Annotated in this window: 19 protein-coding genes and 1 pseudogene; 6 read left to right on the plus strand and 14 right to left on the minus strand. The window is 44.9% G+C overall.

What is annotated here, in order from left to right:
* The 3 genes and pseudogenes from IQ270_RS15180 to purS all read right to left on the minus strand — a co-directional run.
* A pseudogene (locus tag IQ270_RS15180) lies at nt 1-108 on the minus strand (IS1 family transposase); the annotation flags it as partial.
* A gap of 423 nt (nt 109-531) precedes the next feature.
* Nucleotides 532-1233, minus strand: coding sequence for a phosphoribosylformylglycinamidine synthase subunit PurQ (gene purQ, locus IQ270_RS15185; protein ID WP_193974010.1), 702 nt, complete (start codon nt 1231-1233; stop codon nt 532-534).
* 2 nt (nt 1234-1235) lie between these two features.
* Entirely contained in the window at nt 1236-1520 is a 285-nt protein-coding gene (gene purS / locus IQ270_RS15190; protein WP_193974011.1) for a phosphoribosylformylglycinamidine synthase subunit PurS, read from the minus strand.
* Between the two features lie 138 nt (nt 1521-1658).
* On the opposite strand from purS, the gene IQ270_RS15195 reads away from it, so the two are divergent.
* Nucleotides 1659-2051, plus strand: a complete 393-nt coding sequence (locus tag IQ270_RS15195) for a Fur family transcriptional regulator (protein ID WP_193974012.1) — start codon at nt 1659-1661, stop codon at nt 2049-2051.
* Between the two features lie 477 nt (nt 2052-2528).
* Here the strand turns inward: IQ270_RS15195 and IQ270_RS15200 are convergent, their stop codons facing one another.
* On the minus strand, nt 2529-3497 hold the full coding sequence (locus tag IQ270_RS15200) for an SPFH domain-containing protein (protein ID WP_193974013.1): 969 nt from the start codon (nt 3495-3497) through the stop codon (nt 2529-2531).
* A 297-nt stretch (nt 3498-3794) separates the two neighbouring features.
* Entirely contained in the window at nt 3795-4220 is a 426-nt protein-coding gene (locus tag IQ270_RS15205; protein ID WP_228056392.1) for an NfeD family protein, read from the minus strand.
* A gap of 341 nt (nt 4221-4561) precedes the next feature.
* On the opposite strand from IQ270_RS15205, the gene IQ270_RS15210 reads away from it, so the two are divergent.
* Nucleotides 4562-6721 (plus strand): protein phosphatase 2C domain-containing protein, encoded by a 2160-nt coding sequence (locus IQ270_RS15210; RefSeq protein ID WP_193974014.1) that lies wholly within the window; start codon nt 4562-4564, stop codon nt 6719-6721.
* A 25-nt stretch (nt 6722-6746) separates the two neighbouring features.
* On the opposite strand, the gene IQ270_RS15215 is transcribed toward IQ270_RS15210, so the two are convergent.
* The 5 genes from IQ270_RS15215 to IQ270_RS15235 form a co-directional block, all read right to left on the minus strand.
* Nucleotides 6747-7835: an ABC transporter ATP-binding protein gene (locus tag IQ270_RS15215; RefSeq protein WP_193974015.1), complete on the minus strand. Its 1089-nt coding sequence runs from the start codon at nt 7833-7835 to the stop codon at nt 6747-6749.
* Nucleotides 7836-8106: 271 nt separating this feature from the next.
* A complete protein-coding gene (locus IQ270_RS15220) occupies nt 8107-9168 on the minus strand; it encodes a PotD/PotF family extracellular solute-binding protein (RefSeq protein ID WP_193974016.1) in 1062 nt (353 codons plus the stop codon).
* 50 nt (nt 9169-9218) lie between these two features.
* Nucleotides 9219-10073, minus strand: coding sequence for an ABC transporter permease (locus tag IQ270_RS15225; RefSeq protein WP_193974017.1), 855 nt, complete (start codon nt 10071-10073; stop codon nt 9219-9221).
* 146 nt (nt 10074-10219) lie between these two features.
* A complete protein-coding gene (locus IQ270_RS15230) occupies nt 10220-11092 on the minus strand; it encodes an ABC transporter permease (RefSeq protein ID WP_228056393.1) in 873 nt (290 codons plus the stop codon).
* 155 nt (nt 11093-11247) lie between these two features.
* Nucleotides 11248-11991, minus strand: coding sequence for an OmpA family protein (locus IQ270_RS15235; RefSeq protein ID WP_193974018.1), 744 nt, complete (start codon nt 11989-11991; stop codon nt 11248-11250).
* Nucleotides 11992-12110: 119 nt separating this feature from the next.
* Here IQ270_RS15235 and IQ270_RS15240 point away from each other — a divergent pair, with 119 nt between their 5' ends.
* Nucleotides 12111-12713, plus strand: coding sequence for a hypothetical protein (locus IQ270_RS15240; RefSeq protein ID WP_193974019.1), 603 nt, complete (start codon nt 12111-12113; stop codon nt 12711-12713).
* Nucleotides 12714-12752: 39 nt separating this feature from the next.
* Here IQ270_RS15240 and IQ270_RS15245 read toward each other — a convergent pair whose 3' ends face one another.
* Nucleotides 12753-14972 carry a hypothetical protein gene (locus IQ270_RS15245; RefSeq protein ID WP_193974020.1) on the minus strand — a complete coding sequence of 740 codons (2220 nt, stop codon included), beginning with the start codon at nt 14970-14972 and terminating at the stop codon, nt 12753-12755.
* Nucleotides 14973-15140: 168 nt separating this feature from the next.
* Here IQ270_RS15245 and IQ270_RS15250 point away from each other — a divergent pair, with 168 nt between their 5' ends.
* Nucleotides 15141-16667 carry an FAD-dependent oxidoreductase gene (locus IQ270_RS15250; RefSeq protein WP_339384180.1) on the plus strand — a complete coding sequence of 509 codons (1527 nt, stop codon included), beginning with the start codon at nt 15141-15143 and terminating at the stop codon, nt 16665-16667.
* Between the two features lie 334 nt (nt 16668-17001).
* Here the strand turns inward: IQ270_RS15250 and IQ270_RS15255 are convergent, their stop codons facing one another.
* The gene (locus tag IQ270_RS15255; protein ID WP_193974021.1) at nt 17002-17415 is read right to left on the minus strand and encodes a peptide chain release factor 1; all 414 of its coding nucleotides are present in this window, start codon (nt 17413-17415) and stop codon (nt 17002-17004) included.
* A 166-nt stretch (nt 17416-17581) separates the two neighbouring features.
* Here IQ270_RS15255 and IQ270_RS15260 point away from each other — a divergent pair, with 166 nt between their 5' ends.
* Nucleotides 17582-17788, plus strand: a complete 207-nt coding sequence (locus IQ270_RS15260) for a hypothetical protein (protein ID WP_193974022.1) — start codon at nt 17582-17584, stop codon at nt 17786-17788.
* A gap of 313 nt (nt 17789-18101) precedes the next feature.
* A complete protein-coding gene (locus IQ270_RS15265) occupies nt 18102-18524 on the plus strand; it encodes a DUF6335 family protein (RefSeq protein ID WP_193974023.1) in 423 nt (140 codons plus the stop codon).
* Between the two features lie 199 nt (nt 18525-18723).
* Here the strand turns inward: IQ270_RS15265 and IQ270_RS15270 are convergent, their stop codons facing one another.
* Both IQ270_RS15270 and IQ270_RS15275 read right to left on the minus strand, forming a co-directional pair.
* Entirely contained in the window at nt 18724-20220 is a 1497-nt protein-coding gene (locus IQ270_RS15270; protein ID WP_193974024.1) for a response regulator, read from the minus strand.
* Nucleotides 20221-20224: 4 nt separating this feature from the next.
* Nucleotides 20225-26422, minus strand: coding sequence for a hybrid sensor histidine kinase/response regulator (locus IQ270_RS15275; protein ID WP_193974025.1), 6198 nt, complete (start codon nt 26420-26422; stop codon nt 20225-20227).
* Nucleotides 26423-26883 lie beyond the last annotated feature (461 nt).

Consider the following 26883-nt stretch of genomic DNA (forward strand, 5'->3'; position numbering starts at 1 on the left):
GTAGTAATCTATAAATTGTCTGCCACAACCGACAAAAATATAATTCTGTTTACGTTTTTTATGACCATTTTTATTAACATGAGTTGACTGACATTCAGGACATTGAATAACCTCTGCGTTTTTTGAAGTGTTATTTTTGGGCGATCGCACGCCTTATTTCTCATACCGTAAATCAGCAACGCCAGATTAACTTATTACCAAAAGTTCACCAGAGGCGCGGCTGCACCTCCAACGATTCTAACTTCGCCTCAATCAAATCGAAATCCGTTAAAAGCTGATGAAGCTTTTCGCCTTGTGCACTCTGCGCCGAATGCCCCGGCAGAGTTTACAAAGCCAAAAGCCGCTATTGTCGCGACAGTTTACCAATCCTCTATTTCAAAGGTTCGTAGTAAAGACTTAAGTTCTTTCTGCATGGAGAAATTGAGCAGGACTGAAGTCCTCACTACGAGCCTAACTTTTAGGAATGAAGTCGTTTGTTTATTGAGGAATCAAGCAACACTATAATCCTCACTACGAACTGGGAAATAGTTACTATAAAGTTGCAGCAACTGTCGCCATCAACAACCCTTGAAACAATTTTATTCCATCAGTTTCGCCTAACATCGGATCGGATGCTCTCTCAGGATGAGGCATCATTCCTAACACATTTCCTGCCGGATTGCAAATACCAGCAATATTATTTAACGAACCGTTGGGATTCCCAGCGTCGTTAATTTTGCCCGCCTCTGTGCAGTACCTAAATAACACTCGATCGCTATCTTCTAGTTCTGCTAAAGTATCCGCATCAGCATAATAGTTGCCTTCACCGTGGGCGATCGGCAAATCGATGATTTCACCAGAAGTATAAGCGGAAGTCCAAGGAGTATTACTGCGTTCGACTTTCAAGGAAGTGCGATCGCAAATAAAATTTAATCCCGCATTCCGTACCAGAGCACCGGGGAGCAAACCCGCTTCAGTCAGTACCTGAAAACCGTTGCAGATGCCGAGTACAAGTTTGCCTTTGTTCGCGTGTTCTGCAGTAGCTCGCATCGCCGGAGAAAACCGGGCGATCGCGCCGCACCGCAAATAATCTCCGTAACTGAAACCGCCGGGAATTACAATGATGTCAATATCCGAAATATCGGTATCTTCGTGCCAAATCATGCGCGTTGGTTGGTGCAGCAACCCTTGAGTCACCCACACCACATCGCGATCGCAATTTGAACCGGGAAAAACAATAACTCCAAATTTCATTCCTATACCCCCGCTGTCTCGACAGCAACAGGAACTTCAGTCAACTCAACGCGATAATTTTCAATCACTGGATTTGCCAAAAGTTGGTCGCAAATGCGATCGAGTTGTTCGCGCGCCTCCGACTCTCCCGCAGCAGTCAGAGTCACTTCAACATACTTCCCGATTCGCACGCGCTCAACATTGTCGTATCCCATGTGTTGCAAACCAGACTGTACGGCAGTGCCCGCTGGGTCTAAAACCGAAGGGCGGAGGGTAACATAGATTTGGGCAAAATATTTTTGAGTCACAGCAATGTGTAGGTGATGCGAAGTTACGGCCACCTTATTCTACAACTAGGCGGGAAGCCGATCGCCCTTTCGCGCCCCTAATTAAGCTAGCCTAGAAACAGCGATAGATTTGACTCCAGCAAATTACACAAAAAAATTATGAGAACCAACCGCACCCGCAGTCAGGAGCGTATTTTAGACTTGCTCAAGACCTTAAATCGATCGCTCTCAGCGCAAGATATCTATCTAGAACTGCGAAACAGCGACCAAAGCATGGGCTTAGCAACAGTTTACCGCTCCCTCGACAGTTTAAAGCGAGAGGGGTTCGTTCACGTCAGAACCCTCGCTAGCGGCGAATCTCTCTACGGTGCCGCCCACCAGGACCAACATCACCTCACTTGTCTCGAATGCGGCGCGTCTATTCCGATCGACGAATGTCCCGTCCATCACTTAGAAACCCAATTGCAACAATCTCATTCTTTCAAGATTTATTATCACACTTTGGAGTTTTTCGGATTGTGCGATCGGTGTACTCTTGCTCAACAATCTTAGGGAAGTTATTTGTTAGTTGTTAGTTGTTATTTGTTAGTTGTTATTTGTTAGTTGTTATTTGTTAGTTGTTATTTGTTAGTTGTTGTTTGTTGTTTGTTGTTTGTTATTTGTTGTTTGTTATTTGTTGCTTGTTGTTTGTTGTTTGTTGTTTGTTATTTGTTGTTTGTTATTTGTTGCTTGTTGTTTGTTATTTGTTATTTGTTGTTTGTTACTCGGCGATTGAAAGAGACTGTTGGTCAATCAACAATGGGTTTTACCCCTCACCCCCCCCAAATCGTGTTTCTGGACTAAAGGTCTAATTGACTATATAGCTGTTAACTACCAATAGCGAACGCAACTACTCGGTTCTAGATGTGAGGGGTAAGACCCCTCAGACATTCGCCAACAGTCTCTTTCAATCGCCGTTTGTATTGGTGCAGAAGCGATTTCAATCGCCCTTTCTTTCTATGCAGGAGCGATTGAAATCGCAATTTATTTCTATTTGTTCACCTCATTATTACTTGCTTCCCCAACGATCGATCGCAATCCTTCCATCGTAGCGGGAATGCTGCGCGGGTCCATAAACATCACCTTGCTGCTGTCGCTGCTGCCAATTTTCAAGCCCATGTCCAGATAGTTTTGAGCTAACAAAAACTGTAAAGCTTCCCGCGCTTTGGGGTCGTTTTGCAGGGTTTTGCCGATAATTTGCAAAGCCTCAGAAGTAGCTTGAGCTTTCAAAACCTGACTTTGGCGTTCTGCTTGAGCTTTCAGGACGATCGCCTTTTGTTGAGCTTCCGCCTCCAAAATAGTCGCTTTTTGGCGCGCTTCGGCATCCAAAACCTGCGCTTCGGCCTTACCTTTGGCGCTGTTAACTGCTGACTCGCGTTCGCCCTCGGATGTCAAAATGGCCGCCCGCTTGCGCCGATCGGCTGCCATCTGCAATTCCATCGATTCCTGTACAGTTTTAGAAGGGATAATATCCCGCAATTCTACCCGCGTTACTTTCACTCCCCAAGGATCGGTAACAAGATCTAAATCTTTGAGCAAGATTTCATTAATTTGAGAACGAGCCGTAAAAGTTTGTTCGAGATCCAGTTGACCCATTTCCGCGCGAATTTGAGTCAGCACCATATTTACCATTGCTGACTGGAGATTTTCCACTTTGTAACAAGCTTTGTCCAAGTCTACAATTCGCCAGTAAACCACAGCATCAACCGTGATCGAAACGTTGTCGCGGGTGATACAAGCTTGCGGGGGAACATCTAAGACTTTTTCCCGAATTGTTTGCTCGTAAACTACGCGATCGAAAAACGGCATCACAAAATTCAAACCAGGTTCGAGTTTCCTGCCATTATATTTACCTAAATTCTCTACCAATGCTTGATTTCCCTGATTGATAATCTTGACGGAACCGGCGAGGGCTGAACCGCCTAGTGCTAAAAACACGAGTAAAAAATATTGTTCCACGGTTGACTCCTATCAATGCTAAATGTTGACTGTTAAGTGTTGACTGTTGGCTGTTGAGTGTTGGCTGTTGGCTGTTGAGTGTTGGCTGTTGACTGTTGACTGTTGAGTGTTGGCTGTTGAGTGTTGGCTGTTGACTGTTTACTAATGACTAATGATTACTGTTGACTGATGACTGTTGACTGCTGACTGCTGACTACTAAGAGGGCGGGCACTCACAGGCACCGCCCCTACCAACTGACTAATGACTGCTGACTACTGACTACTGACTACTGACTACTGACTAATTACGCATTTTGTTTAAGAATGCAATAATTTTTCTGGCAAAACTATCAGAGTAGTGCCTTTTTGTCCTACGACAATTACGTTTTGGTTGGGAGGGATGGTGGCGCTGGTATCTTCGCAGCGAGCTTGCCAAGAATTGCCCTCATAAATCACCCGTCCCGTTTCGCCGGGGGGAATTTCTGTTAAAGTTTTTGCTTCCTGAGAATCTGCGATCGCCCTTACCTTGCCTTTTGGTATCAAGCGCCAAGACACCAGCACAAAAACTGTCGAAAATACCATCCACAAAAAGATTTGTAAACTAACGTAAGGTAAAACTAGAGAGCATCCAGCTACCGCGAAGGCGCTCAGCCCCATCATAAAAGCGACAAAAGCAGTCGGGAGAAATAGCTCTGTCAAACAGAGCAAAGTCCCAGCTAGCAGCCAAAAGAGTGTGGGAGTCAAGATCGTAAAAAGGAATAGTGATAATATTTATATCTTAGATTGGAAATTTGAGATTTACGAATTGCCAACAACATAGTCTGCAAGGGTTTGCGGCTTGCTGGCCCTGTTGGCGATTTGACGCGCCGCAGTATCGGGTTGAAGCTGGGATCGCGATCGAAGTCTGAGTTTTAGTAACTTTGATGACAATTTTAGCCGCTCTCCACCGGCAGCAACTACAATTTCTCTGGTCTAAAGGCAGTTAAAAAATTGATAGGGGCTAAAATCAGTTTATTCTCAAGCTCGTGAAGTTGGGCTGGGGAATCATAATATCTTCAGAATGTTTTTACACTAGCTATTTCGATATGATCAGTAGTTTCTCAGAACCCATTTATTGCCCGAATCTGAGCTGTCCCGAACCAGGGAATACCTTTGGCCGCCAGCACTGTGCAGCTTGCGAAACCAATTTAATTTATCGGTATTTGCGGGCGGTGGGCAAAGCAGCCGAGGAAGTGTCGGCGGGTAAGGTAATAGCCGATCGATATTTTGTGATTGCACCCCAACTCTGGCTAGACAGCCGTCCATCTGTGCCTCCAAGCGTCCCCGAACAACTGCCCGACAGCATCATGCCTTACCTGCATTTGTATCCCCAACGGCTGCATACGCCCGAAGTCTACGGTTTTTGTTCCGTGGGGGAAGCAGCCGAAGCCACAGAGGTACTGCTGTTGGAAAATGTGCCGGTCAATAATTTCGGTAGCCTAAATCCTTCTATTTTACAAGCTTGGTCTGGGACAACTGCCGCCCGCCAAGTTTACTGGCTGTGGCAAATGCTCCAACTGTGGACGCCACTTTCGGAACAAGGAGTGGCTGCGAGTTTGCTGGTGCCGGAAAATTTGCGGGTGGAAGGTTGGCGGGTACGCCTGCTGGAACTGCACCAGGGCAATTTTGTGCCGACTCTGCGGGATTTGGGAGATGTGTGGTCGGGTTTGGTGGAATCGGCAGCGCCCGAGGTGCAGTCGAAACTCGGAGAGATTTGTCAGTTTATGCGTCGCAGCAGCATGAATTTTGACGCGATCGCCCTAGAACTTAACGATTTACTATTAGAAGAAGCGGCTTTATTGCCTCTGCATTTAGAAGTGGTCGGCATGACTGATACCGGGCCGCAGCGCGCCAAAAATGAAGACAGTTGCTATCCGACTGCTGCGGATTTACAATTTAGCAAAACTTCAGGCGGCGACCAACTAATTCCTTACTTGACAGTGGTTTGCGATGGGGTGGGAGGCCACGAAGGAGGAGAAGTTGCCAGCCAATTAGCCGTGCATTCCCTCAAATCTTTAGTCCAAAACTTGCTGGCTGAAACCGCTCAACAAGCAGAGTTGATGACGCCAGCAATGGTAATTAAACAACTCGAAGAAATAGTGAGAGTTGTAAATAATGTGATTTCTGCTCAAAATAACGAGCAGGGAAAAGAGTTGCGGCAGCGGATGGGGACGACTTTGGTGATGGCCCTCCAGTTGCCTCAAAAAATCAAAATTTCCGAGGATGTACCGTCGAATAACAGTCACGAACTTTATTTAGTCAATGTTGGAGACAGCCGCGCTTATTGGATTGGCAAAAATTACTGTCAGCGGCTGACTGTGGACGATGACGTAGCGTCAAGGGAAGTCAAGCTAGGACACAGTTTATACTGGGAGACTCAACTGCGATCGGATGCAGGAGCCCTGACTCAAGCTTTGGGCACGCGGGACGGCGATTTCCTGCGCCCGACGATTCAGCGATTTATTGTCGAAGAGGAAGGCTTGCTGCTGCTGTGTTCCGACGGTTTGGCCGACAACGACTGGGTAGAGCAATCTTGGGAAAATTACGGCCCTCCGGTGTTAGAGGGCAAAATTTCTTTGGAATCTGCTGTTGAGTCTTGGATTAGCCTCGCCAACGAGAAAAACGGTTACGATAACACCTCTGTCGTGGCGACTTACTGTCGGATGTCGCCGGAGAGATTGGTACTGTTTCCTCCATCGCCAACGTCAACAGCGTCAACAGCGCCAGTGTCCCTCCAGTCGGTGTCCCTGCCGATGTCAGAAGGGTCAGCATCTCTCCAAAAGACGGGGAGGATACCGGAATCTCAGCTTTCAGAATCGTCCAAACAGTTACTGTACCCCGAAACTTCCCCCGCCCCGGAACGAGTTCAAAAACAGCAGTCCAAACGTTGGTTGCCGCTGCTGGGGCTGTTGGGGCTGATGTTAGCCTTTGCAGGTTTAGGTTTGTGGGTACGCAGCCTCCAAAGCCCTCAGCCAGAGCCCGAACCACTTCCGCCACCGCCGGAAACTTCCGCCCCGAGCCCTGCGGAGAGTCCCTCGCCCGGTACTGAAAGTCCCGCACCCGGTACTGAGAGTCCCGCACCGGGTGCGGAAATTCCCGCGTCGCCTGAATCAACTCCTGCGGAAATTCCCGCGCCTTCGCCTGAATCAACTCCTGCGGAAATTCCCGCGCCGGAAGGGGAAACTCCTTTGCCATCACCGCAATAAAGGAGATTTAATTAAGCAGGACGTTTCAAAGAATGCAGATACTTTCCGGCGGCACGGCAACTCGAACGCTATCCCCGACTTTGTGCCGCTGCAAGTCATCTCGGTGCAAGTTTTGTCGGCGAAGGGCGATCGAGCTTTTAGCGGTCAGGCGCACCCTATAGCGCGTATCAGTGCCAATATAAATCGCCTCTTCTACTGTTCCTGGCCAGGTATTTTCAGCATCATAATTAGCCGGATAAATAGCAGCTTTTTCCGGCCGCAACACCAGGGTAACATTTTTCCCAGCGGGCAAATTTTCTGCTGTCGTAACTAACACGGCCAAATGCTGGTCAACTAACACAATTACTTGACCTTGTTGCTTTTCTACTACTCGCCCGGTCAAAAAATTGCTCTCACCAATAAAATCAGCAACAAACCGCGTTTTTGGATATTCATAAATATCAACAGGCGTGCCGACTTGTTGTAGCTTTCCTCCCTCCATCACTGCAATTCTGTCCGACATTGTGAGCGCTTCTTCTTGGTCGTGAGTTACATAAATAAACGTAATTCCCAATTTTCGCTGCATTGTTTTTAATTCTAGTTGCATCTCTTTTCGCAATTTTAAATCCAGCGCTCCTAGGGGTTCATCCAACAACAAAACAGAAGGCTCTTTGACCAACGCCCTCGCCAGGGCTACTCGCTGCTGCTGGCCTCCTGACAGTTGCCGGGGATAGCGTTTTTCTACATCTGTTAGCTGTACTAATGCTAAGGCTGCCGCCACGCGATCGCGAATTGTTTGCGGAGGCAAATTCTCCATTTCCAACCCAAATGCAGCATTTTGTGCTACAGTCATGTGCGGAAATAAAGCATAATTTTGAAATACGGTATTCACTGGGCGGTGAAATGGGGGGCGATTTTGCATCGGTTGGCCGTGAATGTAAATTTCGCCTGCTGTGGGAGTTTCAAAACCTGCGATCGTTCGCAAAGTTGTAGTTTTGCCACAGCCTGAAGGGCCGAGTAAAGAAAAGAATTCGCGATCGTAAATTTGCAGGTTAATGTTGTCTACAGCTAAGAAATCTTGACTGCGGACACTTTTAAATATTTTGGAAATGTTTACAAGTTCAACTGCGTGCATTGTGTTAGTATGTATGAGCTATGAGCAATAAAAATCTGAGAGAGAACCCGGTTAAACAGAGATATTTCACCATTTTCAATAAGGCTTTTATGAACGGGATCTCCGGCCCGTTCCACAATAAATTTATTGTGGAACAGGCCGGACAGCCTGTTCGTTCCACAATAAATTTATTCTTTGTGGAACAGGCCGGACAGCCTGTTCTTGAGAAGGGTGCAACTCGAATACAAGCTAAAAATTTAAGTAAACCCGCCCCAGCCGCCACCTGTTTTCTTTACTTTCCCGATCCTGCTTTAACTTCCGTCCAAGCTCGATCGTACAATGCGGTTGCTTTCCCGACATCCTGCAAGAATTTCATTTTAGCAAACACCTCAGCGGGCGGGTAAATTTGGGGATTATTCAAATCTTTCGGGTCGATTAAACCTTTGTCTATTGCTGCTTTGTTCGGCGTTCCGAAGTGGATAAAGTTAGAAATTTTTGCACCTATTTCTGGCTGCAAAGTGAAGTTGATAAATTTCTCTGCTAACTCTTTGTTGGCTGCACCTTTGGGAATTGCCATATTGTCAGAAAAGACTATTGTTCCTTCTTTCGGAATAGCGTAGCGGAGATTTGGGTTCTCTTGCATCACCTGAAAAATATCGCCGCTCCATTCCATTGTCAGATTTACTTCTCCTTGATCTAGCAGAGTTTGACCCGTGTCTGGGACAAAAGCGGCAATAATATTTTTATTTTTGATCAGCAAATCGCGGGCTTTGTTAATTTCTTCGGGATTTGTGGTATTTGGGTCAAATCCTAAATACATTAAAACTCCTGCAAAAGTGTATCTGGCATCATCTTGCCATGCGACTTTTCCGGTATATTTCGGATCGAACATCGCCGCCCAACTGTTGATATCGCCTTTGGTTGCTTTCACGTTGTAGCCAAGTCCCATTGTTCCCCACTGGTAGGGCAGAGAATACTTGTTTTGTGGATCGAAAGATTGATTGGTAAACTTAGCATCGAGGTTGATTTTGTTGGGAATGTTCTGGAAATTTAGAGGCTCAATTATGTTTTCTTTCACCATAATTTTCACCATGTAATCGGCGGGAAATATTAAGTCGTAACCGGGATTTCCCTGTTTTAGTTTGGCGTAGAGTGCGTCGCTGTTCTCGAAAGTGTCATATTGAATTTTAACATTGTTCTCTTTTTCAAATTGGGCGATCGCTTCTGGGGCGATATAACTTGCATAATTGTAAATGTTCAGCACTTGCTGTTGGTTGCCACCTGTGGGGCTACAGCCGAAAGCTACGGTTGCACCGATCGCAAACAAAAGTAGGAATGTCAGCAGGCGTTTCATAGGTTGGGTTAGTTATAACGAACAATAATTATGACACAAAAAGCAATTATTTAAGTATTTTTGGTTTTTAATGATGATACAACCAGCAACAAGGAAGCGAACAACATCAAAGTTGAGATGGCATTAATCGCTGGCGTTACTGCAAATTTTATCATCCCGTAAACAAATAGTGGCAGAGTCATCGAACCGACGCCGGTGGTGAAGAATGTCACGACAAAATCATCTAGAGACAAAGTAAAAGCCAGTAGTGCGCCGCTGAAAATAGCGGGCGAAATCAGAGGAAAAGTGATCCGCCAAAAAGTCCGCCATTCGTTAGCGCCCAAGTCAAAAGCTGCTTGTTCTAATTGAGGATCGAGTTCTGACAAACGTGCTCTGACGGTAATTGTCACAAATGAAATATTAAAGGCAACATGACCGATAATTACTGTAGGTAAGCCGAGATTGAGGCGAATTCCGGTGAGATTTTCTACGATCCGAAATGCTAGGGTAAAGAAAACTAGCAGCGAAATGCCGATCGTAATTTCGGGCATAATAATCGGCAAAAATAGTAAAGCTTCTACTGCTTTGCGTCCCGGAAAATGAAAGCGTTCTAGTGCTAGCGCCAGCATTGTACCGAAAATTGTCGCTAACGCAGTGGAAATAGCTGCAATCAGCAAGCTGTTGTTGAGTGCGGGAAAAATTCCGGCGCTGCTGCTAGCAATCGTCGCACCTGCATTGCTGAACAAGCTGCGGTACCAGTCGAGGGTAAAACCGCGCCAGACTGCATTGAATCTGGAGGCGTTGAAGGAGTAAATAATTAAGATGAGAATTGGTAAGTAAAGAAAGGCAAATGCTAGTGCAGCTTGTACCAAAAGCCACTTTTTCCCAGTCGCCCGCACGAGCAAATCTAGTTTTGTTTTAGTCATTAGTCAGTTGGCAGTTGTTAGTTGTTAGTTGTTAGTTGTTAGTTGTTAGTTGCCAACTGCCAACTGCCAACTGCCAACAATAATCGCCTAAAATCAATAATCTCATAAACCCGCCCTCACCTAACTGTAAATCTGAGTTTACATCTTTAAGTTTCATCAGATACGCGGAAATAAATCAAAACCGGAATCAATACTATCGCCGTCAACAGCACAGAAAGCGCGGAACCAAAAGGCCAGTCTCGGGCTTTCATAAACTGATTTTGAATCAAATTTCCCACCATAACTGTCTTAGACCCTCCCAATATATCTGGAGTAATAAAAGCGCCAACTGTTGGAACAAAAACTAAAATAGAGCCTGCAACAATTCCGCGAGTTGTCAATGGCAAAAATACGCGCCAGAAAGTTATAATGTCATTTGCTCCTAAATCTTGAGCGGCTTCTACTAATGAAAAGTTGAAGCGTTCTATGCTAGAATATAATGGTAGAACCATGAAAGGTAAATAGCCGTAAATCAGACCGATCGCCACAGCGAAAGGGGTAAAAAGCAAGTTTAACGGTTCGCTAATAATTTGCAGGCTTTGCAGGGCTGTGTTAACTACTCCTTCGCTACGCAGTAAAATTATCCAGGCGTAGGTTCTCACCAAAAAGTTAGTCCAAAATGGAATAATTACCAGCAAAAGCAGGGCATTTCGCCAGCGGGGAGGGCGGGTGGCGATGAAAAATGCTAGGGGATAGCCAACTAAAAGACAAGCTGCGGTTGTTAAAAAAGCTAAAAAGAGCGATCGACCAATTACTCCTAAAAAAAGTCCGCTGAACAAACGCTGGTAGTTGCTGAGAGTAAATATCCAAGTAACGCCGCCGTAAGTACCGCGTTCTAGGAAACTGTACAAAAGTACAATTAGCACCGGTAAAATGAAGAAAACGATCAGCCATGCAGTGGCGGGAAATAATAGCAGTAACAGGCTATACAATTTTCGATTTTCAATTTTTGATTGGCGATTGGGAAGGATCGATTTCATAAGGGTTTGTGGCTACCCGCGCGTGTTCTGGCTAATAATGATCCAACACATTTTATATCAAATCAGGCTTAAATACTTTCTTGATTTCTCGGTCTGCGGAGGCAAATGAGGGTTGTGCGGTAGCGGTTTCAGCGGTAAATTGCGATCGCGAATTTTCATTTTTTGCCTTCGGGCGATGGTAATTGGCGGTTTAAGTCAATATTCAAGTTTTCGCGACGGAATTGGAAGCGAAAAACGACTTTGCGATCGCCCGCTGCATTTTGAGTCGGATTCGCATCTAATTCTCCCCGCCCGGAAACTAATATTTTCTGCTGCAATTCGGCTTTTTTAGGAAAATTTACCTCATCGGAAAACATATAATTAGAAACAGCTAAAGCCCTGCGTAAACTCAGTTCCAGATTTTTTTGTTCGGAACCTGCGGAACTGGTATGTCCTTCGATGACAACGCGAGCAATTTGTTTTTCAAACTGTTTGTTAGCAAAAAGCACTTGGCTGTAAACAGGAATGAAGGCTTGCAAAAAGTTTTTTCCTTCTAATTTGAGGACGGAACTATTATTGTCAAACAAAATGCGATCGCGAATGCTGACATCTCCGGTTCCGGGATCGACTGTAAAAATATCTTTGTTTCCAACTTTCCCTTCTAAAGCATTGAGAATAATCTGCGGCAGTCCTTTAAATGCGTTTTGATATTGCTGCAATTCCTGGCGCAGTTTTTCCACCTGAAGTATTTTTTCATCCAGCATTTTCACCTTTTCGCTGAGTTGAATTTGCACGGTGATGAACAGGAGGGCGAACAACATCAGCAAGCCAGACATTAAATCGCCGATCGACAGCAAGACGCTAGAGTCTTCCTCTTCTTCTATTTCCGGTGCGTTATCTAAATCTGATAAATCTCTCATTGCTGTTGTTAGTTGTGATTTTTGACCGTCATTTCTGACATATAATTATTGCTGTGTAGTCTTTGATGTATCCTGCCATTTTACATTACGCTCTCGCATAAAAACAACAACAAAATATTATGCCGTACAGTCAGTTTAGCATCGACAAGGTGAAGCGAGATTTTCACCTGACAATAGTTGAGGGAAGCCGATTTTTCCCTGACTCTGTTGAGCCGATCGCTGCGAGTTCCAAGCTTTTAGCGATTTTAGAAGATGTACCTTGGGCGATCGCTGTAGACACCGAAAAAGCTCGCTCTGAAGTCATTATTAATCCCGTCTTGCTGGAAGTGCGGCGCACCCTCAACCGTCAAGTCAGCGTGTTTTCTGGCGAAGAATTTAATGTCGATCCAAGTGTTGGACTAAACGGAGTTTGTGATTTCCTGATTAGCCGTTCTCCCGAACAACTAACGGTGGAAGCTCCAGCAATTGTTGTGGTTGAGGCCAAAAAATCTGACTTGAAATCTGGGCTGGGACAGTGCATTGCAGAAATGCTGGCTGTAAGGCAATTTAATCAGGCAAAAGAGCAACCGCTAGGGGCTGCCTACGGTTGCGTTACTAGCGGGACGCAATGGCGGTTTTTGAAGTTGGAGGGACAAATAGTCACGATCGACCTAACCGACTATCCGCTGTCTCCTGTCGAGAATATTTTGAGCTGGTTCGTGTGGATGGTGAAAGATGCTTAATTGCCAACTTTAAACAATGTGGAGCGAGTTTATTGAGCCTTATTTCTTCGTTCCTAAATTATCAGCGGCAGCTACCAAATAATGAGCAACCTGCATTAAACCGTCGGAACTTTCTTGCAACCCACTGCACACTTTTGCCATCGAAGTGTCCGCTTCTTCAAAAAACTTGTGCTGCGATGACGTAGTTTTTTCCAAATATCCAACTAATTGATTGTTGCCCAACTCTAAAGCGCGATCGAACTGATTTGTCATATTTTGATACGCACTTTCTACCCGCCGCACTTGTTCTTGTTCCGCTTGCAAAGCTGCATTTAATTGATTCACCAAATTTGTATAGGTAGTTTGCAACTTTTCCCCTTCTACATTGAACTGATTTGCCATTTTTTCATAAACGCTTTCTACCCGCAGCACTTCTTGTCCGGTTATCTTCGCTAATTCCTGCAACTGTGCCAAACGCTGGCTGGAATTCAAGCCCACAGAATTAGCAAACTGACTGACTTCTGCGGCTGTTGTCAAAATTTGGCTCATACTTTGGTCAACTTGCTGCGACATCACTTTGCGTTTCTCTGATTCTTCCTGAAAAACTTTCTGCAAACCGAGTACAACCTGGGCTAAACCTTTTTGCTGCTTGCCTAATGTTCCTTCTAATAAATTGTTTTGTTGGGTAAAAAATTGCTGGAGAGACGCTTGATACGTTACCCGGAAGTTGTCTAATTCTTCCTGGACTGTGACGCGGGTGTTTTGCAGCATGGAGTCAACATTTTGCAAGCTACCAACCAGATTTTCTCGCGCTTTATCCATCAGTCCCGAAGCTTCGTCACCTACTACTTTGAGGGTATCTGACTGAGTTTGAAAAGCGGAGTGGGTGGCATTTAAAATATTTGTCATTCTGGCTTCAACTCCTTCTAGCATTTCCTTTTCTTGTTCGGCTTGAGTGTGGAGAGATGCTTGCAAGTTATCTTGGATTCCTTTAAAGGTGTTGGCGGCTTCTTGGGCGCTTTCTTGAAAGGCTGTTCTTTGCGCTTTCATCCCTTCAATGCTTTCTCCAACTCCGGAGCGTATTTCGGTGGCCATTTCCTGCAAAACGCTGTGGGTGTCGGTTTGAAACTGTCCTAAAATCTGCTGCAAGTTGTTGGCAAATTCCTGCAACTGCACTAATGTATCTTGCTGGAAAGTTTGAATTGTCAGGATAGATTGTGCTAAACTAGCAGATATTCCGCCCAATTCGTTCTTGAGTTCTCTGACAGCTTCGGATGCTGATTGAGTTAACTGGGCGCTTTGATCTAATCGCCCGACTACGGGTTCGATTACTTCGGTGCGGAGTCCAGAAAGTAGATTGTTTAATATCTCTTCTCCTTGGTCGGCTTTAATTTGTTTGAGTAGGGATAACTCTTGACGGATGTCTTGAAAAACTGGGGTCATTGCTAAGCCGATTTGCTGTCCGATCGCCTGGGAGTTCACATTGCTTTGCGCCTCGACGATTTGAGCAAACCCGGTTCTCATTGTGTCTGTTGCAAGGACGATCGCACTTTCAACATCGCCACTAGAATTGGCGCGGGAAAATACTTGTTCAGGCGTTTGTAATTTGGCGATTTTATCTAATTTGTTCCGCAATTTGGATTGATTAGCAATGCGCGCGCGATCGCCCCAAGCCAAGACAAGCGTAAATATGCTAGAAGAGCCCAAACCCATCAAAGAAGTCGAAAATGCGGTTTTCATTCCTTCCAGCAACGTGCCGATCGATGGTAGCAGTTCTTTGGTATCTTGCAGCGAACCCAAGTTAACATCTTGCAAGCCGGTTTGAATGCCGTAAAATGTACCTAAAACCCCCAGCGCGACTAAGGTACTCGGTACAAACCGCCACTGACTCCGGGGTGCCGATCGCCCTAAAATTGCCGGATACTGAAATAAGACAAACCGCCCGGATTTTACCTGCGCCCTGTAAGCCTCGCCATCGGCGGTTATTTCCCCCGCCAAGTGCTCGCTAAACCAGTCTAGCAGCAGTTTCCAAGTATTTGCTGCTGTTTCTTGCTGGCGCAGTTCGATCGCCCCTGATGTACCGCTGTCTAACTTCGAGCTCAAATAGTCGATCGCATCAGAAGTCGATCGGCTTTTCGCGCCCAGATAGCGCTGATACTGCTTCACAGAAGTGTACTCGCCCCAAACAGCCACGCACAGCAAAATTAGCGCCGCCCAGTGAAAAATGCTGTTCTGCCAAATTACCCCAAAAACAGCAGTCAAATAATTAATTAATTGCATATTGACAACCAGTTCGATTTATGTATTTCAGTCTCATTTCAATTCTGGCAAAAACCAACCTTAACGTTTAAAGATAACATTTCCACCGTCAAAAAAACTACAATAGATTTTAGCTAATTTATCACACATTTCACCTTTATTTATAAATTATGTCATGATTAATCAAAAATGAAGAGGTACGAAATGTCAGCAGAATCGCCAGCCCCCAAAATAGTCGTCGTTGGTGCAGGATGGGCCGGTTTAGGCGCTACCTATCACCTCGCCCAGCAAGGCTACGACGTAACTTTGTTAGAAGCAGGCCCTCAGCCGGGAGGCTTAGTCGCGGGGTGGAAAACGGCAGGGGGGCGTTCAGTAGAAGCAGGCATTCACGGCTTCTGGTATCCCTACAAAAATATCTTTTCATTAGTCAAGGAATTAGGACTCGATCCGTTTACGCCTTGGACTCGTTCTTGTCAGTATTCCCCCGCCGGATTGGAAGTAGAATCGCCGATATTTCAGAACGAACCGCTCCTTCCCACACCGTTAGGAACCTTTCTTTACACCCGATTTAAAAGACTGCCATTAGTCGATCGGCTTTCAGCCTTACCTTTACTCTACGCCGTCCTAGATTTCGACAATTCCGACGCAGCTTGGCGCAGGTACGATCGCGTCACAGCCCGCGAATTGTTCAAACAGTTTGGCGTATCTGCGAGGCTGTACCGCGATGCCTTCGAGCCGATGTTATTAGTAGGTTTATTTGCACCCGGAGAACAATGTTCGGCAGCAGCAGCTTTAGGAATGCTTTATTATTTCATTCTAGCACACCAACCAGATTTTGATGTAGTTTGGTGTCGCGGCACTGTCGGAGAAAAAATCTTTCGCCCCTGGGTGGAACGCCTAGAAAAAATCGGCGCTAAAGTATTGACAAATCAACGAGTTACTGATTTAATAGTTGACAGCAACAACCGACCTACTGGCGTAGTTTGCGGCAATGAAATCTTCGAGGCAGATGCAGTTATTTTTGCAGTTGGCGTTACTGGGATGCAAAAAATTATCAGCAGCAGCACAGCTTTGCAAAGCCGCCAAGAATTTCGGGACGTGATGAATTTGGGCGCTGTTGACGTGTTAGCTGTTCGCCTCTGGTTTGACAGAAAAATTGACATTCCGCTGCCTTCAAATGCCTGTTTTGGATTTAGTTCAACTACGGGTTGGACATTTTTTGATTTGAATGCTTTGCACGACGAATTCCGCTCCGAACCGGGAACAGTTGTGGAAGCTGATTTTTATCACGCCAATCAATTGATTCCCCTAAAAGATGAGGAAATTGTTGCTTTAGTGCAGCGGGATTTAGCAACTTGTATTCCGGCTTTTCGGGAAGCAAAAGTAATTGACAGCAGCGCAATTCGCTTGTCGCGCGCGGTGACTCATTTTGCACCGGGAAGTTATCAGTATTTGTTGCCTGCGGTCACAAGTTATGATAATGTATTTATGAGTGGCGATTGGGTTGTTACCCGTCACGGTTCTTGGTCGCAGGAAAAAGCTTATGTGACTGGTTTGGAGGCGGCAAATCTGGTAGTTTCGCGTTTTGGAATTGGCAGCAAAGCGGCAGTTATTCCTGTCGAGGCTGATGAACCGCACATTCAAGTTGGGAGACAAATTAATCAGTTTGCTCGCAGTTTGACTAAAACTTTTCTTCCAGATTTTTGGTTGCCGTAATTAGAAGGAAGAAGGAAGAGGGAAGAAGGAAGAGGGAAGAAAGAAGAAGGAATTAAGGAGCGAAAACTTAATAACTTAAGCACCTCCTACAGTTTTCTTTCCTGTAAGTTGCGAGATAATAAGGAGGCAGAGCCTCCGCACCTGCATTAGCAGGCACAGCCTGGTAACGAGCAATATCGGTAAAAAACCCGGTTTCTTTAATCTCATTAGTAGGGTGCGTCATCAGAGAAAACCATAGCTTTTTGTACTAAACCCAAAAAATACGCACCCTACAATAACAACTAACAACTAACAACTGACTACTGACTACTGACAACTGACTAATGACTAATGACTATCGCCAATAAGGCCGGCCTTTCCAAAAAACTCCCACCGTAATTCCGATTAGTGCGGCTTCCGATAAACTTGCTAACACAGGAGGTATGGGCAGAAATGACTTTAATACCAAACCGAAGAGCACGCATAAAACTAAAACCCACAAATTAGTTCTGTTGAGCAAAAATTGCTGGTGCCAATGCTCCAAAAAGTACACTGCTAAAGCTCCCATTCCCACTGCGGCGGCGAAAGGTATCAATATCCCCAGGGGGGAGCCGTAGAGAAGCGTCACGACGTTGCGGATTACCCGCGATTGCGTGAAACCCCAGGCTAAAAATAGCTCCACTCCAATCACGATTGAGTTGACGAGGGCGGCGATTTGCAGCATTTCTCGCCAGGGTAAAAGTTTTAAGCGGCGCAGAAAATTACTCACGATCGGCAAATTCGGTAGGTTGCTTTGATTTTATAACAGTTTTGCCGGGGCGATCGGCATACTTCGACTCTTTGTAACGTAAAATAAACATAAAGGGCAGTCTCTTGACAAATTCACCCAGAGCATCTGCCTGCTATGTTGTTGGAACCGTGAAAGGAAAAAAGTTATGGTGGAGAACACTGTCGATTGTGCTGTAGCTTGCGTCAACGGCTGCGTTTTGGGCGACAAGTGCCCGAAGCGAGAATATGCGGCTGCAACGTCAAACTTTATTGAAAATACTTCTCTCGACAAAATGCTGGAAATGGCAGAGGAAGCGGTAAAAAGGAAACGGACGGAACCTCCCAAATGGGTAATTCCTGATTTTCCTGAATAGAATTAACGCTCTTTTGAGCAAGCATCGCCCATTTCAAAGGGGCGATGCTTTTTGTATTCCCAATCAAATATAGCATTTTTCAGAAAGATGAGGTGCTGCTGGGCAAACAGGGCATCGGGCATACCTCACCACGCTTGAGAACCGCTATAGCCGAGCCAAATCAAGATATTTCTTGGGATAGAAGCTTAAAGCTTAAATAGCAGTTATGATCAAAATTAATTACAGAATTTGGTCATTAACAAAAATTTAAGATAAAGCTAATAGCAAAATTGCGAAGTGTTGAATAAACTCAAAGAAATCAGGAGCAAGTATCGTGACACAGCAAAATAAACCATCGAAAAAAGCCACAGAAGAGCGGGATAATTCCAGCGATTTGCCTCAACGAATTACTGAATCTTACGGCACCGGCGTTATCACTCAATCGGAATTGAGCCAAGAATATATCACAACCCTGGACGACAACAGTTCGGAATACGGTTCAACCAGTTCCCAAATCAACGGCGGGGATGGCGATGCTGTTGCGGAAGCAGAAAAAGCCACTGGCGAGGAATTGGTGGGGGGAAGCGCTCCAACTCCCGACCAAGATATGGTTGACGAACTTGGAGCTGCGGCGGGCATTGAAATGGCGGACGGAGCTATTTTGCACACAACAGATATGCTTGAAAATCGAGATGCAAATCGGTGGGAGTTAGACCCTAGTTCTGCTGAAGATAGTCAGGAACTGCCGGATTTATAGGTTTATTTGTTGTGACATTAGGCGAGGAATTGCCTAAATATTTGATTAATAGGTAAACCACAGATTGAATGCCGATGCAACGCTCTTTTAACGTAGATATTCTGAAGGTTCGTAGTGCGGACGACCGTCCGCACTACGAACGGTTTTTGTGATGGTAATTGAGCGGAGTCTGAATGCAGGAAGTCTAGTCTGGGATTGATTAGCGGCTTCCAATTGTGACACCGGAGGTCGCCATTTTTCGCACTTTTTGTCGGATTGGAAGCTCGATCGCAAATTCTGTTCCTTGGCCCGGTGTCGAACAACACTGCAAACTGCCACCGTGCTTTTCTGTGACAATGTGCCAGCTTATTGACAAGCCGATTCCCGTACCTTTGCCGATCGGCTTTGTCGTAAAAAACGGGTCAAAAATACGATCGCACAAATCATTGCTCATTCCCGGTCCGCTGTCATAAATTTTAATAATTGCCGTGTTGGAGTTGCTGAGTTTCGTATAAATCCGAATCTGGTAGGGATTACTTTGAATTTCGTCGAAATTTTGTTGACTGCTGGATTCTTCGATCGCATCGATCGCATTAGCTAAAATATTCATAAATACCTGATTGATCTCCCCGCCGCAGCACTCTACATTTTTCAAATTGCAGTCATACTCTTTAATCACTTCAATCGCGGGACGGTTCGCCTTAAATTTCAGCCGGTTGTGCAAAATCATCAGCGTGCTGTCCATAGCTTCATGAATATCGATCCGCTCCATTTCCCGCCCTTCTTGTCGCGAAAAATACCGCAAAGATAGAATTATCTCGCGAATGCGATCGCCCCCTACCTGCATCGAATTTAGCATTTTCATCAAATCTTCCTGGATGAATTCTAGATCCACCGCTTCTGCTGTTGATGCTATTTCCGGTGCGGGATCGGGATAGTGCTGCTGGTAAAGTTCCAGCACCTTGAGAATATCTTCAGTATAATCGCGAACGTAATTGAGATTGCCACAGATAAAATTCACCGGATTGTTAATTTCGTGAGCAATTCCAGCCACCATTTGCCCCAAAGCAGACATTTTTTCGCTCTGAATTAACAGCGATTGAGCCTGCTGGAGGTCGTGCAGAGACTTCTGCAAATTGTCCTGTATTTGCTGCCTCTGGTTCACCTCTTGTTCTAGCCGCTGGTTGGCTTGAGAAAGTTCCGCAGTGCGCGACTCTACCCGTTTTTCCAACTCAGCAGTCAGTTGTTCCAGATTCATTTGAGCTTGTTTGCGATCGACAATTTCCTGTTCCATCTGGAGATTTTGCTGCTGAAGTTTTTGACTCAACTTGCGGACGTTCAAGTGCACTTTAGCGCGAGCTAAAACTTCCGCATTTTGAATCGGCTTAGTAACGTAATCAACAGCCCCCAAACTCAATCCTTTCACCTTATCTTCCGTTTCATTCAGCGCCGTCATAAAAATCACCGGAATCTCCTCAGTCAAATCCCCAGCCTTCAAACGCCGGCAAGTTTCAAACCCGTCAATTCCCGGCATCAGCACGTCCAGCAAGATTAAATCCGGCAGCGAGTATTCAGCTTTTTTGATAGCGCTCTCTCCCGTCCGCGCCACCAACACCTTAAACCCCGATTCCGTCAAAAAATCAAACAGCACTGCCAAATTATTTGGGTTATCATCGACGATCAAGATAACGCTTTCTTCCCCAGGTAAGATGCTCATGTTTTCACTGATTCCTGTATTGTTCTACAAATTCTAAAATCTTGGCCTCGTCAAAATTTTTAACTAATTGATTCAGATGGCTGGCAAAAGAGGCATATTTAATATCGATTTTTGGCAAGTTTTCTACTTGTTTTTGAATACCTCCTAAGTCACCCATCATCGCTAAATCATACAGTACAGCAATTTCTTCAGGCCGAGGAGCGATGATTTCTTGATGCTGAATTTGAGATTGGTTGTGGGAAACTTCAGATTCCGGATTGCCGTTTTGCGATTGGTCACAAATCCATTCTAACCCCAAATAAACTTGCAAGCAATTTAAAAGTTCCTCAGCCCGGATCGGCTTGGGGAGAAAAGCATTGCATCCTACTGCTAAACTTTCCTGCTTTTCCGCTTCCATAATGCTAGCAGAAGTGCCGATCGCCACCAAATTTTGCAAGTGGGGCAACTTGCGGATTTGCCGCATCGCTTCAAATCCGTCCATCACTGGCATCACCAAATCAATCAAGATACAATCAGGTTGAAATTCCAGAACTTTTTTAACACAATCTTCACCGTTTGTCGCCTCTAATATTTCAAAACCCAAGGGTTCTAGCAGGTGAATTAAAACCGAGCGATTTTCCCACCTATCGTCCGCCACCAAAATCTTTTTCTGAGTACCTTTGAAGCCGTTAATAACTTTTGGAGAATAGTTTTGATTTTGGTCGGGGCTGTCAACTGCTAGCAAGTCCAACTCAAAGCTGAAAGTGCTACCTCTGCCTAAAGTGCTTTCTACTTTCAATTTACCGCCCAGAATCTCCACTAATTGGTGGCTAATCGCCAATCCCAAGCCTGTTCCTTCGGTGTGGCGGGGAGTATTACCTACTTGTTCAAAAGGTGCAAATATCTTTGGCAATTCATCGGTAGCGATGCCAATTCCCGTATCTTCAATTTGAAACCGAATCTTCACGTTCGTAGTGAGGACTTCAGTCCTTCCCAGGTTCGTAGTGAGGACTTCAGTCCGGGCTTCATTACTTGCACAATCAAAGGCTGAAACCTTAAGAGTAACGCCACCCCTTTCAGTAAACTTAACAGCATTGCCAATTAAATTAATCAAAATTTGTCGCAACTTCTTTTCGTCAGCCGAGATGGCAGTGGGAATAGACGAAAGATAGTCGCAATTAAAAGCTATATTTTTTTGATCTGCCCGAATGCGACAAATGGCAGCTATACCTTGAATAAAATCTGGGAAATTAAATTCTGTTGGCACGACTTCCATTTTTCTGGCTTCGATTTTAGAAAGGTCTAAAATATCTTCTATCAAAGCGAGCAAGTGTTCGCCGCAGCGGTGAATAACGCCAATTCCATCCTGTTGTTGCGGGGATAAATGTTTGTCGCGCTTAAAGATTTGAGCGTAACCTAAAATGCCGTTGAGGGGCGTTCGCAATTCGTGGCTCATGTTAGCTAAAAATTCGCTTTTGGCGCGACTGGCATCTCTGGCGGCGGCTTCGGCTTTTTGGCGTTCTTGAATTTCTTCGGAAAGCAGCGCATTTTTTTGATCCAATTCTTGGGTGCGTTCTTTGACTTTTGCTTCTAGGGTAAAGTTGTATTCTTCTAGTTGTTGATTTGCAGTTGCTAAGTTACTGTAAAGGCGGGCATTTTCCAGGGCGATCGCAGCTTGGGAAGAAAGCAGTTTCAATACTTCCAATCGATCGGGAGTAAAAGCGCCGCAGATCGAATTGTTTTCTAAATAAAGGATGGCTGTTAATTTGCCTTGATAGACGATCGGCGCGCATAACACCGATTTGGGCTGGCGATCGGCGATGTAGGGGTCAGTGTTGAAAATTGCCTCGCTGCGGGCATCATTTAGGACAATATCTTCGAGAGTGCGATCGACATAATTGATTAGCGATCGGGGATACGCACAATCCAAGCCCGAGAGCACCCGCACATCGCCGCCAACCTCTCCCGCAGCTTCAATGACAAATTCACCATTTTTGGGTGCAATCAGACACCCAGTTTGGCCCCCCGCATTTTCCAGCAAAATCCGCATCAATTTGTCCAGCAAAGCATCGAGCACAATTTCCCCGGAGATAGCCAGAGATGCTTTCATCACAGTAGCGAAATCCAAAGCTTTGTGACTGTCGGTAACGGTTGCATAAGTTGCAGTCACAGTCTGGCTGCTAATTGTTAAACTATCAGTTTCTGGCATCCGTAAAATTAACTGCGGATAGCGTTCCTCCAAATCAGCAACTTTGGCATTCGCACCCCAACGGATGTAACCGTAGTAAGCGTCAGTCATGTAAACCTTAGCAACTTTCTCCCTACCGAGAGATAGATAATACTCGGCGGCTAATTCATTAGCCAAAGCTTCTTCCTGAATGTATCCCTGTTCGCGGGAATGTTGAATTGCGCGATCGTAATAATCCATCGCCCGGTCTTTTTGTCCCAACACCCGCGCCTTTTCGGCCTCCACCAACTCATATTTATGCTGATAATTCATCGGTGCGTGGAAAGCCCACTTCTGCATTTTTTCCTGATTGGTTGCTACCTGCATCAAGTGTTTGGCTTGTTCTGCACTGTTTGCAGTTGGACACACAGCGAGAAGTGCCAGCGAATAGTAAAAATTGTGCGTACCAATCATCATGAAGCCAATTGCTGCTTGTGCATATTCGGCCGCTAAAGATGCGTCAGCAACTGCTTTATCGGGATGTTTAAATAAGTAACTTAACATCAATTTAGCGAGATAAACATTAAAAAGTGACATATAATTGTTAGCTTGTTGCAGCCGAGGTAAAATCTCAGCTTCATCAAATTTTTCACCTATTAGTTGAGATCGGTTTGCCGATACACCTCGCAAGTTTAAAATAATTTGCCCCCAGATGCCCAGCAATTCCATCGAAAGTTCTTGTTTGAGATTTTGCACTAAAGTGAAGTATTGCACTTGTTTGTGTTCGACAATTTCTAGCTGTTCTCCCATCAAAAAAGGGCAAGAACAACTGTTGAGAGCAGCATAACTACTAAATTCTAAGTCCCCAGTTTCTAAGCCGCTTTGAACGCTCTCTATTAAGGGGGCAATTGTCTCTTTAGCGTGTTCTTTCCAGTGGCGCACAAAAGTGTTAAACAAGTGGTAAACTTTGCATTTAAATTGTTTAGCATTGAATTGCTCTAACAGCTTCAAAGCTAGCTGTCCAGAATGATATCCAGCGTCGATCTCTCCTAATGCGCCAGCCAGCAGCAAGCCATACCAAATATAGGCGATCGCCCCAATTGCTGAATGACCCCGTTTAATCGAAAAATCGACCATTGTAAAGATAACCTGCGGCAATAGTTCTGGTTTTGCCACAAAAACAGGAGAAACAACAGCCGAAAGTATCCGCATTGCCGCCAACTGATAGGCATCAGTCATTATCGGAACATTTTCTAGTTGCTCAAGCTGAGGTAACTTAATTGCAGTCAAGCCTTCGGGAGGGATTTGCGACAAGGTAAATCCCAATATTTCCAGAGCTTTTAAACCAGTATCGATGGCTTCAACCATCTGGTTTTGAGACAAATAAGACTGGATTTGCAGCTCGTAGACTTTAATTTTGTCGAGTACGGTAAAAGCTTGTTGCAAAACGCGATCGGCTAATTCTTGCGATCGCCCAAAGTTAGTATTGAGATATTCCGCCTCCGCTGCTTCTACGTGCAGGTTCAGCGTCAAATCATAATCCGTCTGCCAACTTGATTCTCCTGCGCTAATGGAAGACTGAGGCGGATCGATCAGTTCCAAACCGACATTGAGATATCTGACAGCAGGTTCGTAAGCATTGGATGCTTTAGCTTTTTTTCCGGCAATTAGATTCAGTTTTGCCAGTTCATATTTGGTGGCTTTTTCTACAATAAATTCAAGCCCAAAATTTAATTGATTGACAATATCAAAGACATTTTCTTCAATCTCAGAGGGGGGAGTATTGTTGAGCAGCAGTTGACCGATTTTGACGTGGGTTGCTTGTTTTTCCTGATCGGGAATCAAAGAATAAGCTGCTTGCTGCACTCTGTCGTGCAAAAACTTATAATCAACCTTCACATCTTGCAGCCCAGCTAGCCCCGTTTCTGGTCCTTCAAAAACCAGCGGAATTTTGTAATCGTTGCTCAGGGGCAAAACCAAGCCTGCCTGAAGCGCATCCCAGAGGTTTAAGGCTGTTTCTGTCTGAGATTTTTCGCTAACAATTGCCAGCACTTGTAAATTAAACTGGTTGCCAATACAGGCCGCTAATTTTAATGCTGACTGCGCGGCTGCGGGCAATTTTCTAATATTTCTAGCGACTAACTCCACCACATTGCAGTCAGTAATTCCAATGGATTGGATGTGTTCGATCTCCCACTGCCACGCGCCCGATGGAAAGTCGTAGACTAACAAATCTTCTTGATAGAGAGTTCTGATTAACTGAGTCAGAAAGAAGGGATTTCCTTGGGTTTTGTTAAAAACTAGCTCTGCCAGTAGCTCTATTCTTCTGGAAATTTGACACTTCAAAGTATCAGTTATTAATTCTTTAACATGACTTAAATGTATGGGTTCGAGAATGATGTTGCTGACAATTTGTTGAGTTGCTAGCTGGGCTTTGGTGATGTTTTCAATTGTGAGAATCAGCGGATGGCTGGGACTGACTTCGTTGTCTCGATAGGCTCCTATTATTAGTAAATATTTGGTTTCTGAGTCTGTCATCAGCAGTTCGATTAATTTCAGCGATGCGGAATCTGCCCACTGTAAATCGTCTAAAAAAATCACCAGGGGATGTTCCTTGGCGGTAAACACGCTGATGAATTGTTTAAACACTCGATTAAATCTGTTTTGTGATTCTGTTGGTCCTAATTGTGCTACTTCCGGTTGTTTGCCGAGAATTAATTCGATTTCGGGAATCACGTCTGCCACAACTTTGCCGTTAATTCCCAAAGCTGCTAGGAGTTTCTGTTGCCAAGTTTGGATGGATGCGTCAGTTTCTGTTAGTAACTGCCGAATTAATGACTGAAATGCTTGAATTAAAGAAGCGTAGGGAATATTGCGTTTAAATTGGTCGAACTTGCCGCTAATAAAATAGCCGCGCTGCCGTACAATGGGTTTCTGTACTTCATTGACGATCGCAGTTTTGCCAATCCCCGAATAACCGGAAACCAGGAGCAATTCGACTCCCCCAGCCCCGCTTGCTAAGGGAGAAAGCCCTGAAAGCCCCGCTTTACCAACGGAAAGTTTCTCCGAAAGCCCCCCCTTACCAAGGGGGGGTTCTACACCGCTAACTCGGTTAAATGCTGCCAACAAAGCGGCGACTTCAGTTTCTCTACCGTAGAGTTTTTGGGGTATGAGGAGTTGACTGGCTCGATCGGCATTTCCGGCAGTAAAATCAGATATATTGCCCGACGCTTGGATTTGCGCCAGACAAGTTTCTAAGTCAAATCTCAGCCCGTCAGCAGTTTGATACCTGTCTTCCGCCGTCTTAGCCAACAACTTCATCACTATTCCAGAAATTGCTTCGGGAATTTCTGGATTTAAACTGCGGGGAGTGGGGGGGATTTTAGCGATGTGACAGTGAACTAATTCTAAAGGGTCGATCGCCCTAAATGGCAATTCACCAGTCAGCATCTCATAAAAAGTGACACCCAACGAATAAAAATCGCTGCGGTAATCAATTGCCCGATTCATTCTACCAGTTTGTTCCGGCGAAATATAAGCTAGCGTACCTTCTAGCAAATTCGGATAGGTGGGCGTTGCATTTTCTCTAACCAAGCGCGAGGAGATGCTGAAGTCAGTAATTTTGACCCGATAGGTTTCTGGATTGATGATGATATTATGCGGTTTAATATCTTTGTGTATTATTTGATTTTGATGAATTTTAGCCAAACTTTTGGCTAGCCGAACGGCTATTTCGAGGAATTGTTTTAAGTTGAGTTTGGTCGCAATTAAAAAATCCGATAAAGCTAATCCGCCCAAGTCTTCTAATATTAGCGCTACACCATTGTGATTGATTTCTGTGCGGTAGCAATTAACAATTTCTTCGATGTCTTTCAGATTTTTTCGGATATTATACTCGTGTCTCAAGCGGGTAATCTCTTCCAGAGTTGGATACTCGCTTTTCTGGGTTTTGATGATGACTGGCAAATTGTGTTTTTGCCAGATTCCCCGATAAATCACAGTATTGATACCAGAGTAAATTATTTCGGTGATTTGATAGCCTGTTAGTAAAATCATAGTTTAATAAATTTGAATTTAAAGGGTTTGCCGCCACTTTACAGGAGTTGTACTGTTGACGAAATTTAATGGGTGTGTCATGGGGGTGATGGGCGCGGGCGATCGACAAAACTCCCGACATATGTTCAAGCTTAATCCAAGTCTCACCGCTTTGTCATTGGCTATTTCGCTTAATCTTTAAGCAGCTTTGTACTTGCGTGTTATTGCGTAGGAATAATGTGCTAAATTTTACTTAAATGAGATTCGGCGGTTTCAACCGCCGTCTTATCTTCTTCCTAATGACTAATGACTAATGACTAATGACTAATGACTAAGAGGGCGGGCACGGGGGCACCTGACAGGTGTAGGTTTTTTACGACGGGGTAGTATAAAGTCAATTAAACCAGGCGAAAATAAGGGTGATTCAACGAAACACGTGGCTGGGGGGAAACCTAAATGCTGAAAAATAAGCATCTCAAAGA

The sequence above is a fragment of the Microcoleus sp. LEGE 07076 genome (genome assembly GCF_015207455.1).
Lineage (GTDB): Bacteria > Cyanobacteriota > Cyanobacteriia > Cyanobacteriales > Microcoleaceae > Microcoleus.